This is a genomic window from Streptomyces sp. NPDC001890, from assembly GCF_042891445.1.
Lineage (GTDB): Bacteria > Actinomycetota > Actinomycetes > Streptomycetales > Streptomycetaceae > Streptomyces.
Window position 1 is genome coordinate 77,043 of sequence record NZ_JBIATE010000010.1, and the last position, 12,769, is coordinate 89,811.

Below are 12,769 nucleotides of genomic sequence, written 5' to 3' on the forward strand. Positions count from 1 at the left end.
AGATATATCCCCGACCGCGCCTCACCCGTACGGCGCGCCGCGCCCCCCGCCGCGCGGTGGGTTCACCCGTGCTCGCCGCAGACCCCGCTGTGGTCGCAGTACGGCCGGTTCGCGGTGCGTCCGCAACCGCAGAGCATCACCCGGGTCTCCTGGCGCGGCCCCTCGGGAGCGGCCACTTCGAGGTCCCCGCGCGGGTGGAGGACGCCGTCGTCGCGCAGCGGGACGGACCAGGCGCTTCCGCAGCATGATGGCGAAGCTGTGTGTGATCGGTGATGCCCATGTGAGCCCACTTCCTTTTCGTTTTTTCACTATGACTAATATCGATGTGTCGAAGTTCTCAACGGATTTGACCAGTCCTGAGGCTGGCATCATCAAGGAGCACGCCCTGCGCACGCGCGCCTCACGGCGGACCGCATCGACCACCATGTCGCTGCGGACAGCCCTGCTCGTCCTGGCCATCGTTCCCGGCGTCGCACTGGCCGCCCTCTGGGCCGTCACCAGTGGTCAGACCCTGCTTGACTTCCAACGCCAGGCTGCTCAGGGGCAGTTGGCACAGAAGGCCGGCCAGCCGTCCAACATCGTGTATTACAACCTCCAGGCGGAGCGCCGGCTCAGCGCCGAGGCGCTCGCCCGGCACCAGGGCGCCACCGAGGAACTCCAGCGGCAGCGCAAGCTGACCGACGACGCCGTCAAGAGTTTCCAGACGCTCTCCGACGTGGCCACCGACGACGCACCCGCCGAGGTCCGCGACGCGGTCGGCAGGGCCCGGGAGGCCATCAACCAGCTCCCGGCCCAGCGCGCCCTCGTCGACGACGGCGGCAGCGACCAGCAGAAGGCCGTGTACGGCTACTACACGGATCTGATCGCGGTCGACCTCCAGCTCTTCGCCGCGCTCAGCCACGTCGACAACGGCCGGATCACCACGCTCTCGCAGCCGCTGGTCGACCTGTTCTGGACCAAGGAGATGATCTCCCGCTCGGACGCCCTGCTGGCGCGCGGCTGGTCCAGGGGCAAGCTGAGCACCGAGGACCTGAAGCTGGTCCGGGAGGCCGTCTCCGGCCAGGAACTCCAGTACTCCACCAAGGTCGTTCCCCAACTGCCCCCGGACGAGAAGGCCATGTGGGAGGAGATCACCCGCAGCCCGGCCTGGAAGACCAAGACGCGGGTGGAGAACGAGGTGCTGCGCCCGGCCGATGCCGACGCGAAGGGGTTCGTCGCCCTCGACGCCCAGGAGAAGACCTGGCGCGGGGCGATGGACGAACTCACCCCGCAGATCGAGAAGCTCCTTGAGCACCGCACCGCCAGTGTGGTCGAGGAGGGCAAGGGCAGCGTCATGTCGCTGCTGTTCAAGATGGTGCTGACCACGGTCGTCGGCCTGCTGGCCGTGATCGCGGTCATCTGGACCACCTGGCGCCTCACCCGCAACCTCCGCCGCCGGATCGGCAGCCTCCAGGAGCGGGCCGAGGAGCTGGAGAAGGCCCTGCCGGACGTCGTCGAGCGGCTCGCCCAGGGCGAACGGATCGATGTCGAGGCCGAGGCGCGGGCCATCGAGCCCGACGGCGAGGACAGCCGCGGCGACGAGCTGACCCGGCTCGGCGACGCGCTCAACCTGGCGCGCACCAGCGCGCTGGCCGCGGCCGTCAAACAGGCCGACCAGCACCGCGGCTTCGAGCGGCTGCTCCAGCGCATCGCCCGCCGTACCCAGCAGTTGATCGGCCAGCAGCTGAAGAAGCTGGACGAGCTGGAGCGCAAGCACGAGGATCCCGAGGTGCTCGACGGCCTCTTCGACCTGGACCACCTCACCGCCCGACTGCGGCGGTACGAGGAGAACCTGGTGATCCTCGCGGGCGGTTCCCCGCACCGGCGCTGGCGCAAGCCGGTTCCGCTGCTGGACGTGATGCGTTCCGCCCAGGGCGAGGTGCAGGACTACCGGCGCGTGGTGCTGGACCTCGACGGCAGCCCCTGGCTGTCGGAGCGGGCCGTCGGCCCGGTCTCCCACGTGCTCGCCGAGCTCATCGAGAACGCGCTCAGCTTCTCCCGGCCGCCGAGCCCGGTCGAGGTCAGGGCCGCGAAGGTGAGCCGTGGTCTGGCCATCGAGGTCGAGGACCGCGGACTGGGGATGGAGGAGGACCAGCTGGCGGCGGCCAACGAACTGATGGTCCGGCCGCCCCGGATGGACGTGCTCGCCCACTCCGACGACATCCGTCTCGGCCTGTACGTGATCGCACGGCTCGCGGACCAGCACGGCCTGCGGGTGGAGTTCCGCTCCTCCGCGTACGGCGGTACCCGCGTGGTCCTGCTCGTCCCCGACGAGCTCACCGTCCCCGAGCCGCGTACCGGCCCGGTCGGCGTGCCGGCCCCGGCTCCCGCCGCCCCCGCGGCGCCTGTTGCCGCCGCGCCCGACGGCGCGCTGCCCACCCGCGTACAGGGGCAGGCACTCGCCGGAGTCACCGCGCTGCACGCGTCGGGTGCCCCGTACGCCACCACCGAGCAGCCCTACCCGGCCACCGAACAGCCCTACCCGGCCCCGGAACCGGACCCGTACCGGCCGGAGCAGGAGCCGCAGCAGGAGCAGCCGTACGCCCCGCCGGCCGCGCCGTACACCGCCCAGGCCCAGGAGGACCCGTACGGCCAGGCGGAACGGCCGTACATGACGGCCGCCGGACAGTACCCCGTGGACCAGCCGCCGTACCCGGTGCCCGAGAGCCGGTTCCCCGGTGACCAGGAGCCGTTCGCGGCTCCGCAGCAGCCGTACCCGGCTCCGTACGCCTCCGCCCCCGGGACGGACCACCCGGCGTCCCTCCCGGTTCCCGCGCCCCGGCTCCCGGTGTCGGAGCCCGACCACCCGGCCCCGCCGGACGTCGCGGCCCTCCACGCCCGGGACGCGGGGCCCGGATCCGACCGGCCCGCCCTCCCCGCGCCCGGTGCGGAGCCCCCGTTGCCACGCCGGGTACGGCAGGCCAGCCTGGCCGACGAGCTGCGGCTCGACCCGGCGGCCTCCCGGCCCGCCGCACCGCAGCCGCCGGACCAACCCGAGAACCCGCAGCCGCGACCGGCGCCCCGCCGGGCCGGAGCCGCGATCGGGGCGTTCCAGCGCCGGTCCCGTGCCGCCCGCGCGACCGACGAGGCACCGAAGCAGCCTGCACCGCCAGCGATACCGCTCCCCACGAGAGAAGAACGGCCATGACACGCACAACCGCCACCCACCAGGACCTCGACTGGCTGCTCGACGGCCTGGTGGACTCGGTGGCCGAGACCCAGCACGCCGTCCTGCTGTCCGACGACGGACTCGTGGTCAGCCACTCGCGCACCATCGACCGCGCCGACGCCGAGCGGCTGGCCGCCATCTGCACCGGCCAGCAGAGCCTGGCCCGCGGCGTCGGCCAGCTCTTCAACGGCGGCGGCGTGCACCAGGTCATCGTCGAGCTGAACGACCTCTGGCTGTTCATCATCGCCGCCGCCCAGGGCACCCACCTCGCCGTGATCGCCTCCCAGGAGGTGGACGCCGAGATCATGTCGCTCGCCATGCACAACCTCGTGCAGCAGGTCGGCCAGAAACTCACCACGCCGGCCCGCGGCGGGTTCGACGCCTTCGGTACCGGGGACGGGCAGCGCGCGTGACCCCGCACTGGGAGGACGAGGCCGAGGAGGACGGGGCGGGCACGATGGTGCGCCCGTACACCATCACCCGGGGCCGGACCGCTCCCGAGCGTGACGACTTCAGCCTGATCACCGTGCTCACGACCGCGCAGGACCCCCGGGACGAGCACGGTGCGCCCGTGCGGCCCGGGAGGCTCCAGCCGGAACACCGGATGATCCTGGAGCGCTGCCGTCGCCCGGCCGCGGTCGCCGAAGTCGCCTCCGGCCTCGGCCTCCCGGTGTCGGTGACCAAGATCCTGCTGGCCGACCTCGTGGCCCAGGGCCTGCTGCTCGCCCGCGCCCCGGTCTCGGTGGCGCGGGTGGCGGGCGGGCGCGACATGGGGCTGCTGGCCGCCGTACGTGACGGACTCCGGAGACTCTGAACCAAGATGACAAGCAGTCAGGCGGCCCCCGCCGCCGTCAAGATACTTATCGCCGGAGGCTTCGGCGTCGGCAAGACCACCCTGGTGGGCGCGGTCAGCGAGGTCGCACCGCTGCGCACCGAGGAGTACCTGACCAAGGCCAGCGTCGGAGTCGACGACCTGGCCGGTGTCGGCGAGAAGGACACCACCACCGTCGCGCTGGACTTCGGCCGCATCACGGTCAGTTCCGAGCTGGTGGTCTACCTCTTCGGCACCCCCGGCCAGGAACGCTTCTGGTTCATGTGGAACGACCTGGTCAACGGGGCGCTCGGCGGCGTGGTGATCGCCGACACCCGCAGGCTGGAGACGAGCTTCGCCTCGATCGACTTCTACGAGAGCCGGGACATCCCATTCGTGGTCGCGATCAACTGCTTCCACGGCCACAACACCCGTACCCCGGACGAGATCAGGGCCGCTCTCGACCTCGACCCGCACGTGCCGCTGCTGATCGGCGACGTGCGCGAGCGCCCGTTCGGCCGGGACGTGCTGCTGGCCCTGGTGGACCACCTGATGAGCCTGCCCGTCGCGGCCGGCTGACGGTCCGCCCCGTAACTCCCCGCACCTTTCTCGCTCTGGAGACACCTGAGATGGCAACACCCCTGCGCGTCCTGATTCACGGCGGCGGCATCGGCGGGCTCACGCTCGCCACCGCACTGGCCCGGCGCGGCCACACCGTCGAGGTCGCCGAGCTCCGCGACGAGCTGGACGCGCTCGGCGTCGGCATCATCCAGCCGTCCAACGCCCTGCACGTCATGCGGGAGATCGGGGTCCTCGACGACTGCCTGGCGGCGGGCTTCGAGTGGGAGGTCCTGACCATCGCCGACCCGGCCGGCAACACGCTCGCCGAGATACCCCAGCCGCGGATGGGCGACGCCCCCTCCAACAACGGCATCCCGCGCCCCGCCCTGGCCCGGGTGCTGAACTCCGCCGCCGTCGCCGCGGGCGCCAGGATCCGCTTCGGCACCACCATCACCGAGCTGACCGACGACGGCTCCGGTGTGGACGTCACCCTGTCCGACGGCTCCTCGGGCCGCTGGGACCTGGTGGCCGGCTTCGACGGCATCGGTTCGCCGCTGCGCACCCGGCTCTACGGGGACCGCTACACCCCCGAGTACACCGGCTTCGCCAACTGGCGGGTGACGGTCCCCCGGCAGCCGCAGGTGCGGGGCGTGGTGATGGGTACCGCGGGCAAGGACGCCAAGGCGCTGCTCACCCCGATCACCGGGGAACTGATGTACCTGGGTGCGGTGTTCGCGGAGTCCGAGGACTTCCGGCCGGACCCGGAGCGGGCCCACGAGCAGCTCACGGAGCGCCTCGCGATGTTCTCCGGACCGGTCGCCGAGGCGCTCGCCACCGTCACCGACCCGGCCTCGGTGGTGTACTCGCGGATCTCCCAGGTGACGGTCGAGGAGCCGTGGCACGTCGGCCGGGTCGTCCTGGCCGGTGACGCCGCGCACGCCTCCACCCCGCACATCGCCCAGGGCGCCGCGATGGCCGTCGAGGACGCGCTGGTGCTGGCCGAGTCGCTGGACGCCGGGTCCGGCGTGGCCGAGGCGCTCGAAGCGTGGGAGGCGCGTCGCCGCCCCCGGGCCATGTGGGTGCAGGCCATGTCGCGTGCGGTGCTCAAGCAGGAGACGGGCAACGAGACGACGCCCGAGGAGGACGAGCTGCTGAAGGTCGGCATTCCGGGCGCCGCCCATGTGCTGGTGAAGCCGTACTGACCCTCGCCGACGCGCCGGTCGCCGCACGCGTACGGGCCCGGTTAGCCGGGCCCGTACGGTGCGTTCACGGCAGTACCGCCACCCCGTCGATCTCCACCAGGGCCTGCTCGTCCCAGAGCCTGGCCACCCCGATGACGGCCATGGCCGGGAAGTCGCGGCCCGCCAGCCGCCGCCAGATCCGGCCCAGTTCGGCGGCGTTCTCCCGGTAGTCGGCCACATCGGTGGCGTACACGGTGACCCGGGCGAGGTCCGCCGGGGCGCCGCCCGCCGCGCGCAGCGCGGTGAGCAGATTGGTGAGCGCGGTGGCGAACTGCTCGGGCAGGCCGTCGCCGACGATCTTGCCGTTCTGGTCGAGGGCGGTCTGCCCGGCCAGGAAGACCAGTTGGCCGCCGGTGGCCGTGACGGCGTGCGAGAAGCCCGTGGGCGGGGACAGCTCGACGGGGTTGATCCGGTGGACCGGACTCATGCGGAAGCCTCCCGGGTGGCGTAGAGCTCCTTGGCGATGATCGTGCGCTGGACCTCGCTGGCGCCCTCGTAGATCCGTGGCGCGCGGACCTCCCGGTAGAGGTGTTCCAGGAGGTGGCCGCGGCGCAGGGCGCGGGCGCCGTGCAACTGGACGGCGGTGTCGACGACGTACTGCGCGGTCTCGGTGGCGTACAGCTTCGCCATGGCGGCCCGGCCCGGCACCCCGGGCTCCCCCGCGTCGTACGCGGCGGCCGCCGCGAACACCAGGAGCCGGGCGGCCTCGGTCCGGGTGGCCATCTCGGCGACCTGGTGGGACACGGCCTGCAGGTCCTTGAGCGGGCCGCCGAACGCGGTGCGGTGGGCGGTGTGTTCCACGGTGGCGTCGAGTGCGGCGCGGGCCATGCCGACGGCGAACGCGCCGACGCTGGGGCGGAAGAGGTTGAGGGTGTCCATGGCGACCCAAAAGCCCCGGTCGGGTTCGCCGAGGACGTCGTCGGTGGTGACCGGGACCCCGTCGAACGCCAGGGCGCCGATGGGGTGCGGCGAGAGCATGTCGAGGGCGGTGCCGGTCAGTCCGGGGCGGTCGGCGGGGACCAGGAACGCGGTGATGCCGCGGGCGCCCGCGCCCGGGGTCGTGCGGGCGAACACGGTGTAGAAGTCGGCCTCCGGCGCGTTGGAGATCCAGCACTTCTCGCCGGTCAGCCGCCAGCCACCGGCCTCGGGGCCGGCGCTCAGGGCGAGGGCCGCCGCGTCGGAGCCCGCGCCCGGTTCGCTGAGCGCGAAGGCGGCGACGGCGCGGCCCGCCCGCACCTCGGGGAGCCAGCGTTCGCGGTGGGCCGGGGTGCCCGAGCGGAGCAAGGGGTGGGTGCCGAGACCCTGGAGGGCCAGCGCGGTCTCGGCCTCGGTGCAGCCGCGGGCCAGGGACTCGCGGAGCAGGCAGAGATCGAGGGCCCCCGAGCCCAGCATCCGATCCAGCAGGCCCGACTCGCCGAGTGCGGCGATCAGGGGGCGGTTGACGTGGCCGGGGTCGCCCTTCTCGGCGAGGGGACGCAGTTGTTGCTCGGCCAGGGTTCTTAGCTCTTCACACCAGGCGGTCTGTGCCGGATCGAGTGAGAATGCCGTCATACGGGCGCCCTTCTGGTCGCGTCTCGTCTTCCTGGTCTCTCGTTCCCGCTTTTCGGTCTCTTGTTCCCGTTTCCCCGTCCACCCGTTTCCCGACCACCCGGTCTATCGCGGACCGTTGACTACCGTCACCCAAACGATACGCTCCAGAGGCGACAAGGGGGCGAGCCGTCATGGACCCGAAGACCTCAGCGCACGTCGACACCTTCGCCAGGGAGCACCTGCCACCGCGGGACCAGTGGCCACAGCTGCTCTTCGGCCTTCCCGAGCTGCACTATCCGGACCGCCTCAACTGCGCGGCGGAACTGCTGGACCGTACGGCCGACCGCTTCGGCGCCGACCGCCCCGCCTTCCGCACCCCGGACGGCGCGGTGTGGAGCTACCGGGAGCTGCGGGAGCGGGTGGACCGGATCGCCCATGTCCTCACCTCCGATCTGGGGGTCGTACCCGGCAACCGCGTCCTGCTGCGCGGCGCCACCACACCCCATCTGGCCGCCTGCTGGCTCGCGGTGCTGAAGACCGGTGCGATCGCCGTCACGGTGCTGGACCGGCAGCGCTCCGCGGAACTGTCCACCATGTGCTCCATCGCCCGGGTGAGTCACGCGCTGTGCGACGCCCGCGCGGTCGACGACCTGGTGAAGGCCGAGGTGCCGGGGCTGCGCATCACGGCGTACGGGGGCGACGCCCCGGACGATCTGCTGCGCCTGGCGGAGGCCAGGAGCGGGCCGTACGAGGCCGTGCGGACGGCGGCGGACGACGTCGCGCTGATCGCGTTCACCTCGGGCACCACCGGACGCCCGAAGGGGTGCATGCACTTCCACCGGGATGTGCTCGCCATCGCCGACACCTTCTCGGCCCATGTCCTGCGGCCCACCCCCGACGACGTGTTCGCGGGCAGCCCGCCGCTCGGCTTCACCTTCGGGCTCGGCGGTCTGGTGGTCTTCCCGCTGCGGGCCGGTGCCAGTGCCCTGCTGCTCGAACAGGCCGGCCCGGCCCAGCTGCTGCCCGCGCTGGCCGCCCACCGCGTCTCGGTGCTGTTCACCGCGCCGACCGCCTACCGCGTGATGCTCGACCACATGGACCACCACGATCTGAGCGCGCTGCGACGCTGCGTCTCGGCCGGGGAGAACCTTCCCGTCGCCACCTGGCACGCGTGGCACGAGCGGACCGGGCTGCGCATCATCAACGGCATAGGTGCCACCGAACTGCTGCACATCTTCATCTCGGCCGCCGACGAGGCGATCCGCCCCGGCACCACCGGGCTCCCCGTCCCCGGCTGGCAGGCCCGGGTACTGGACCGCGAGGGCCGCCCGGTGCCGGACGGGGAGCCCGGACTGCTCGCGGTGCGCGGCCCGGTCGGCTGCCGCTATCTCGCCGACGAGCGCCAGCGGGACTATGTGGCGCACGGCTGGAACATCACCGGGGACACCTACGTGCGGGACCAGGACGGCTACTTCCGTTACGTGGCCCGCGCCGACGACATGATCATCTCCTCCGGCTACAACATCGCGGGCCCCGAGGTCGAGGACGCCCTGCTGCACCACCCCTCGGTGGCCGAGGCCGCGGTGGTGGGCCGGGCGGACGAACTGCGCGGCCAGATCGTGGTGGCGTACGTGGTGCTGCGCGAGGGCGCGGAGCTGGCGGCCGACGAGCTGCGCGCGTACATGAAGGGCGTACTGGCCCCGCACAAGTGCCCGCGCGTCATCGAGTTCCTGCCCGCCCTCCCCCGCACCGCCACCGGCAAGCTCCAGCGCTTCCGGCTGCGGGCCGACTGACCCTTCCCGCCGCGGGACGGCCGAGCCGGAAAACCAGGTGCCGCGCTCTCCGCGCGCCCGGCAGGATGAACCATGCCTTGGACCTTCACCGATGACGTCGGCGTCTTCCTCGACGCGGCCGGCGCCTCACTGACCGCCCGCCCCGCCGAGAACACCCTGATCCTGACCGTCACCGAGACCCTGCGGCGCCACGGCCCGCACGCCTACGGCGACGCCGCCCCGCTGCTCGGCTGGTGGCGCGGGGCGGACGGCGAGGTCGCGGGGACACTGGTGCGGACGCCGCCGTACCCGCCCATGCTGGGGTCCGTCGACCCGGCTGCGGTCGGTCCGCTGGCCGCCGCGCTCCCGCTGACCCGGATCAACGCGGACCGGGCCACCGCCGAGGCGCTCGCCGCGACCTGGCCCGGTCACCGGGTCGACGAGGAGCAGCGGCTCTACCGGCTGGCGACGCTGACACCGCCCTCCCCGGCCCCGCCGGGACGGCCCAGGAACGCGGTCGCCGCCGACCGTGAACTGCTGGTGCGCTGGGTTCGTGACTTCGCCGAGGGGACCGGCCAGTCCGGCGCCCACGCCGAACGGCTGGTCGACGAGCGCATCGAGTCCGGCGGGCTGACGCTCTGGGAGGACGACGGCGTCCTGGTGTCGATGGCGGGCGTCTCCCCACGACTCGCGGGCATGGTGCGGGTCGCGATGGTCTACACCCCGCCGGAGCGCCGCGGCCGGGGCTACGCGGCAGCGGTGACGGCGGAGATCAGCCGGGCGGCGAGGGAGGACGGCGCGCGGGAGGTGCTGCTCTTCACCGACCTGGCGAACCCCACCAGCAACGGCGTGTACCGGCGCATCGGCTACCGGGAGGTGTCGGACCGGCTGCTGATCAGCGTGGTGGAGCGGTGAGCGGGGCGCCCGAGCCGGTCTGGCTGGTCGCCGCGAACGTGGTGCTGTGGCGGCGGTACGGGGATCTCGGCCAGGAGCTGCGTCCGGGCACGAAGGCGTACCGGGGCGGGGCGAAGGTGTATGTCATCGACACCTGTCCGGGGATGGGCCACCAGCAGCTGACCACGGTGGGGCACGGGCGGCACACCGGTCACTGGATCACCATCGATACCGGGGTCCGCCATCTGCACACCTTCCGGGCGCAGTTGGTGTATGCCCCGGCCGTGCTGAAGCGGTGCGACGGCCGGGGGTCCGGTGGCCGGGAGGAGGCCGGGGAGCTGGCCGCACTGCTGGAGCGGATCGCCCGCGAGGAGCGGCACGCCCACCACGGGGCCCCGCACCCGGACCGGTGTCTGTGCCACGAGTGCCTGTCCGTCACTCCAGGGTGAGCCGGGGCTTCGGCGCGTCCGTGCGGCCCGTCGGCGGGGTGCGGCTGCCCGCGCGGTACGGGAGCGGCCAGGGCGCGCCCGGTCCTTCGTAGCCCTGCTCGGCCGCCGCGTGCAGGGTCCACTGCGGGTCGTAGAGGTGGGGGCGGGCCAGGGCGCAGAGGTCGGCCCGGCCCGCGAGCAGCAGGGAGTTGACGTCGTCCCAGGAAGAGATCGCGCCGACCGCGATGACGGGCACGCACAGGGTGTTGCGGATCCGGTCGGCGTACGGGGTCTGGTAGGAGCGGCCGTACTCGGGGTGCTCGTCGGGGACGACCTGGCCGGTGGAGACGTCGATGGCGTCGGCCCCGTGGGCGACGAAGGCGCGGGCGATCTCGACGGCGTCCTCGGCGGTGGTGCCGCCCTCGGCCCAGTCGGTGGCGGAGATCCGGACGGTCATGGGCCGGTCGTCGGGCCAGTCGGCGCGGATCGCGTCGAAGACTTCCAGGGGGAAGCGGAGCCGGCCGTGCAGGGATCCGCCGTACTCGTCGGTGCGGTGGTTGGTGAGCGGCGAGAGGAAGCCGGAGAGCAGATAGCCGTGGGCGCAGTGCAGTTCGAGCAGGTCGAACCCGCAGTGGGCGGCGCGCCGGGCCGCCGCCGCGAACTGCTCGCGCACGGTGTCGAGTCCGGCCCGGTCCAGGGCGTGCGGGACCTGGTTGACGCCGGGTGCGTACGGGATCGGGGAGGCGGCGGTGAGCGGCCAGTTGCCGCGGTCGAGGGGCTGGTCGATGCCCTCCCACATGAGCTTGGTGGAGCCCTTGCGTCCGGAGTGGCCGAGCTGCACGCCGATGGCCGTGCCGGGGGCGCCGGTGTGGACGAACTCGGTGATCCGGGTCCAGGCGGCGGCCTGTTCGGGGGTGTAGAGGCCGGTGCAGCCGGGGGTGATGCGGCCCTCGGCGCTGACGCACACCATCTCCGTCATGACGAGCCCGGCGCCGCCGAGCGCGCGGGCGCCCAGGTGGACGAGGTGGAAGTCGCCGGGGACGCCGTCGGTGGCCGAGTACATGTCCATGGGTGAGACGACGACGCGGTTGCGCAGTTCGAGGCCGCGCAGCCGCAGCGGGGTGAACATCGGCGGTACGCCCGGGGCGCAGCCGAACTCCGTCTCGACGGCGGCGGTGAAGGAGGCGTCGCGCAGCCGCAGGTTGTCGTGGGTGACGCGGCGGCTGCGGGTGAGGAGGTTGAAGGCGAACTGTCGGGGCGGCTGGTCGACGTAGGTGCCGAGCTCCTCGAACCAGCGCAGGCTGGCCGCGGCGGCCCGCTGGGTCGATTCGACGACCGGGCGGCGCTCGGCCTCGTACGCGGACAGTGCGCGCGGCAGGTCGGGCTGTTCCTCGATGCAGGCGGCGAGGGCGAGGGCGTCCTCGACGGCGAGTTTGGTGCCGGAGCCGATGGAGAAGTGCGCGGTGTGGGCGGCGTCGCCGATGAGGACGGTGTTGCCGTGCGACCAGTGGGCGTTGACGACGGTGCGGAAGGTGAGCCAGGAGGAGTTGTTGGAGCGCAGGGGGCGGCCGCCGAGCGCCTCGGTGAAGATCTTGGCGCAGCGCAGCGTGGAGTGCTCGACCTCGCAGGTGTCGAATCCGGCGGCCCGCCAGACCTCCTCCCGCATCTCGACGATGACGGTGGAGGCGTCGGCCGAGAAGGGGTAGCCGTGGAGCTGCATCACCCCGTAGGCGGTCTCGGCGGTCTCGAAGCGGAAGGCGTCGAGGGCGAAGTCGGCGGCGAGCCAGATGTAGCGGCAGCGGTGGGTGGTGAGGCGGGGGCCGAAGGTGTCGGCGTGGGCGGCGCGGGTGAGGCTGTGCACCCCGTCGGCGGCGATCACCAGGTCGTGGGTGGCGGCCAGCTCGGCGGCCGGCGGTGCCTCGGTGCGGAAGCGGAGGCGTACGCCGAGGGAATCGCAGCGGTCGTGCAGGATCCGCAGCAGCCTGCGTCTGCCCAGCGCGGCGAAGCCGTGGCCGCCGGACGTCTGGGTGATGCCGCGGTGGACGATGTCGATGTCGTCCCACCGTACGAATGCCTCGCTGAGGGCCCGGTACACGACGGGGTCGGCGTGTTCGATGCCGCCGAGGGTCTCGTCGGAGAGGACGACGCCGAAGCCGAAGGTGTCCTCGGGGGCGTTGCGCTCCCAGACGGTGATGTCGCGGTCCGGGTCGAGTCGCTTGAGCAGGGCGGCGGCGTAGAGCCCGCCGGGTCCGCCGCCGATGACCGCGATGCGCCGTACGCGCGTACGGGTCGCGTCGGCCGGAGTCTCCTCGGACGGCATGGCG

The 12,769-nt window shown here is 72.8% G+C and carries 12 protein-coding genes; 8 read left to right on the forward strand and 4 right to left on the reverse strand.

What is annotated here, in order from left to right; genetic code table 11:
- Nucleotides 1-62: 62 nt before the first annotated feature.
- Complete coding sequence (locus tag ACFYY1_RS23890; protein ID WP_388588851.1) at nt 63-290, reverse strand: CDGSH iron-sulfur domain-containing protein; 228 nt, start codon at nt 288-290, stop codon at nt 63-65.
- Between the two features lie 56 nt (nt 291-346).
- On the opposite strand from ACFYY1_RS23890, the gene ACFYY1_RS23895 reads away from it, so the two are divergent.
- Genes ACFYY1_RS23895 through ACFYY1_RS23915 form a run of 5 tightly spaced genes read left to right on the forward strand, consistent with a single transcriptional unit; the run spans nt 347 to nt 5,782 of the window.
- Nucleotides 347-3,187 (forward strand): nitrate- and nitrite sensing domain-containing protein, encoded by a 2,841-nt coding sequence (locus ACFYY1_RS23895; protein ID WP_388588854.1) that lies wholly within the window; start codon nt 347-349, stop codon nt 3,185-3,187.
- Complete coding sequence (locus ACFYY1_RS23900) at nt 3,184-3,621, forward strand: roadblock/LC7 domain-containing protein (RefSeq protein ID WP_388588856.1); 438 nt, start codon at nt 3,184-3,186, stop codon at nt 3,619-3,621. Before ACFYY1_RS23895 ends, ACFYY1_RS23900 begins: the two co-directional genes overlap by 4 nt.
- Nucleotides 3,618-4,022: a DUF742 domain-containing protein gene (locus ACFYY1_RS23905; RefSeq protein WP_388588858.1), complete on the forward strand. Its 405-nt coding sequence runs from the start codon at nt 3,618-3,620 to the stop codon at nt 4,020-4,022. Before ACFYY1_RS23900 ends, ACFYY1_RS23905 begins: the two co-directional genes overlap by 4 nt.
- A gap of 6 nt (nt 4,023-4,028) precedes the next feature.
- The gene (locus tag ACFYY1_RS23910; protein ID WP_388588860.1) at nt 4,029-4,598 is read left to right on the forward strand and encodes an ATP/GTP-binding protein; all 570 of its coding nucleotides are present in this window, start codon (nt 4,029-4,031) and stop codon (nt 4,596-4,598) included.
- Between the two features lie 50 nt (nt 4,599-4,648).
- Entirely contained in the window at nt 4,649-5,782 is a 1,134-nt protein-coding gene (locus ACFYY1_RS23915; protein ID WP_388588861.1) for an FAD-dependent monooxygenase, read from the forward strand.
- Nucleotides 5,783-5,846: 64 nt separating this feature from the next.
- Here ACFYY1_RS23915 and ACFYY1_RS23920 read toward each other — a convergent pair whose 3' ends face one another.
- Together ACFYY1_RS23920 and ACFYY1_RS23925 are read right to left on the reverse strand one after the other, a co-directional pair.
- Complete coding sequence (locus tag ACFYY1_RS23920; protein WP_388588864.1) at nt 5,847-6,248, reverse strand: RidA family protein; 402 nt, start codon at nt 6,246-6,248, stop codon at nt 5,847-5,849.
- Nucleotides 6,245-7,372 carry an acyl-CoA dehydrogenase family protein gene (locus tag ACFYY1_RS23925; protein WP_388588867.1) on the reverse strand — a complete coding sequence of 376 codons (1,128 nt, stop codon included), beginning with the start codon at nt 7,370-7,372 and terminating at the stop codon, nt 6,245-6,247. The genes ACFYY1_RS23920 and ACFYY1_RS23925 overlap by 4 nt, the downstream gene beginning before the upstream one ends.
- Nucleotides 7,373-7,542: 170 nt before the next feature.
- Between ACFYY1_RS23925 and ACFYY1_RS23930 the strand changes: the two genes are divergently transcribed.
- From ACFYY1_RS23930 to ACFYY1_RS23940, 3 genes are all read left to right on the forward strand, one after another.
- Nucleotides 7,543-9,144, forward strand: a complete 1,602-nt coding sequence (locus ACFYY1_RS23930; RefSeq protein ID WP_388588870.1) for an AMP-binding protein — start codon at nt 7,543-7,545, stop codon at nt 9,142-9,144.
- 72 nt (nt 9,145-9,216) lie between these two features.
- Entirely contained in the window at nt 9,217-10,038 is an 822-nt protein-coding gene (locus ACFYY1_RS23935; protein ID WP_388588873.1) for a GNAT family N-acetyltransferase, read from the forward strand.
- Complete coding sequence (locus ACFYY1_RS23940) at nt 10,035-10,466, forward strand: hypothetical protein (RefSeq protein ID WP_388588875.1); 432 nt, start codon at nt 10,035-10,037, stop codon at nt 10,464-10,466. The genes ACFYY1_RS23935 and ACFYY1_RS23940 overlap by 4 nt, the downstream gene beginning before the upstream one ends.
- Here ACFYY1_RS23940 and ACFYY1_RS23945 read toward each other — a convergent pair.
- Nucleotides 10,453-12,765 (reverse strand): bifunctional salicylyl-CoA 5-hydroxylase/oxidoreductase, encoded by a 2,313-nt coding sequence (locus ACFYY1_RS23945; protein WP_388588877.1) that lies wholly within the window; start codon nt 12,763-12,765, stop codon nt 10,453-10,455. The two genes, ACFYY1_RS23940 and ACFYY1_RS23945, sit on opposite strands and share 14 nt — an antisense overlap.
- Between the last annotated feature and the right edge of the window lie 4 nt (nt 12,766-12,769).

Bases quoted from the DNA above. Each gene is read 5' to 3' on its own strand.
- ACFYY1_RS23900 (WP_388588856.1), top strand. From the start codon at position 3,184: ATGACACGCACAACCGCCACCCACCAGGACCTCGACTGGCTGCTCGAC.
- ACFYY1_RS23910 (WP_388588860.1), top strand. From the start codon at position 4,029: ATGACAAGCAGTCAGGCGGCCCCCGCCGCCGTCAAGATACTTATCGCC.
- ACFYY1_RS23915 (WP_388588861.1), top strand. From the start codon at position 4,649: ATGGCAACACCCCTGCGCGTCCTGATTCACGGCGGCGGCATCGGCGGG.
- ACFYY1_RS23920 (WP_388588864.1), bottom strand. From the start codon at position 6,248: ATGAGTCCGGTCCACCGGATCAACCCCGTCGAGCTGTCCCCGCCCACG.
- ACFYY1_RS23925 (WP_388588867.1), bottom strand. From the start codon at position 7,372: ATGACGGCATTCTCACTCGATCCGGCACAGACCGCCTGGTGTGAAGAG.
- ACFYY1_RS23930 (WP_388588870.1), top strand. From the start codon at position 7,543: ATGGACCCGAAGACCTCAGCGCACGTCGACACCTTCGCCAGGGAGCAC.
- ACFYY1_RS23935 (WP_388588873.1), top strand. From the start codon at position 9,217: ATGCCTTGGACCTTCACCGATGACGTCGGCGTCTTCCTCGACGCGGCC.
- ACFYY1_RS23945 (WP_388588877.1), bottom strand. From the start codon at position 12,765: ATGCCGTCCGAGGAGACTCCGGCCGACGCGACCCGTACGCGCGTACGG.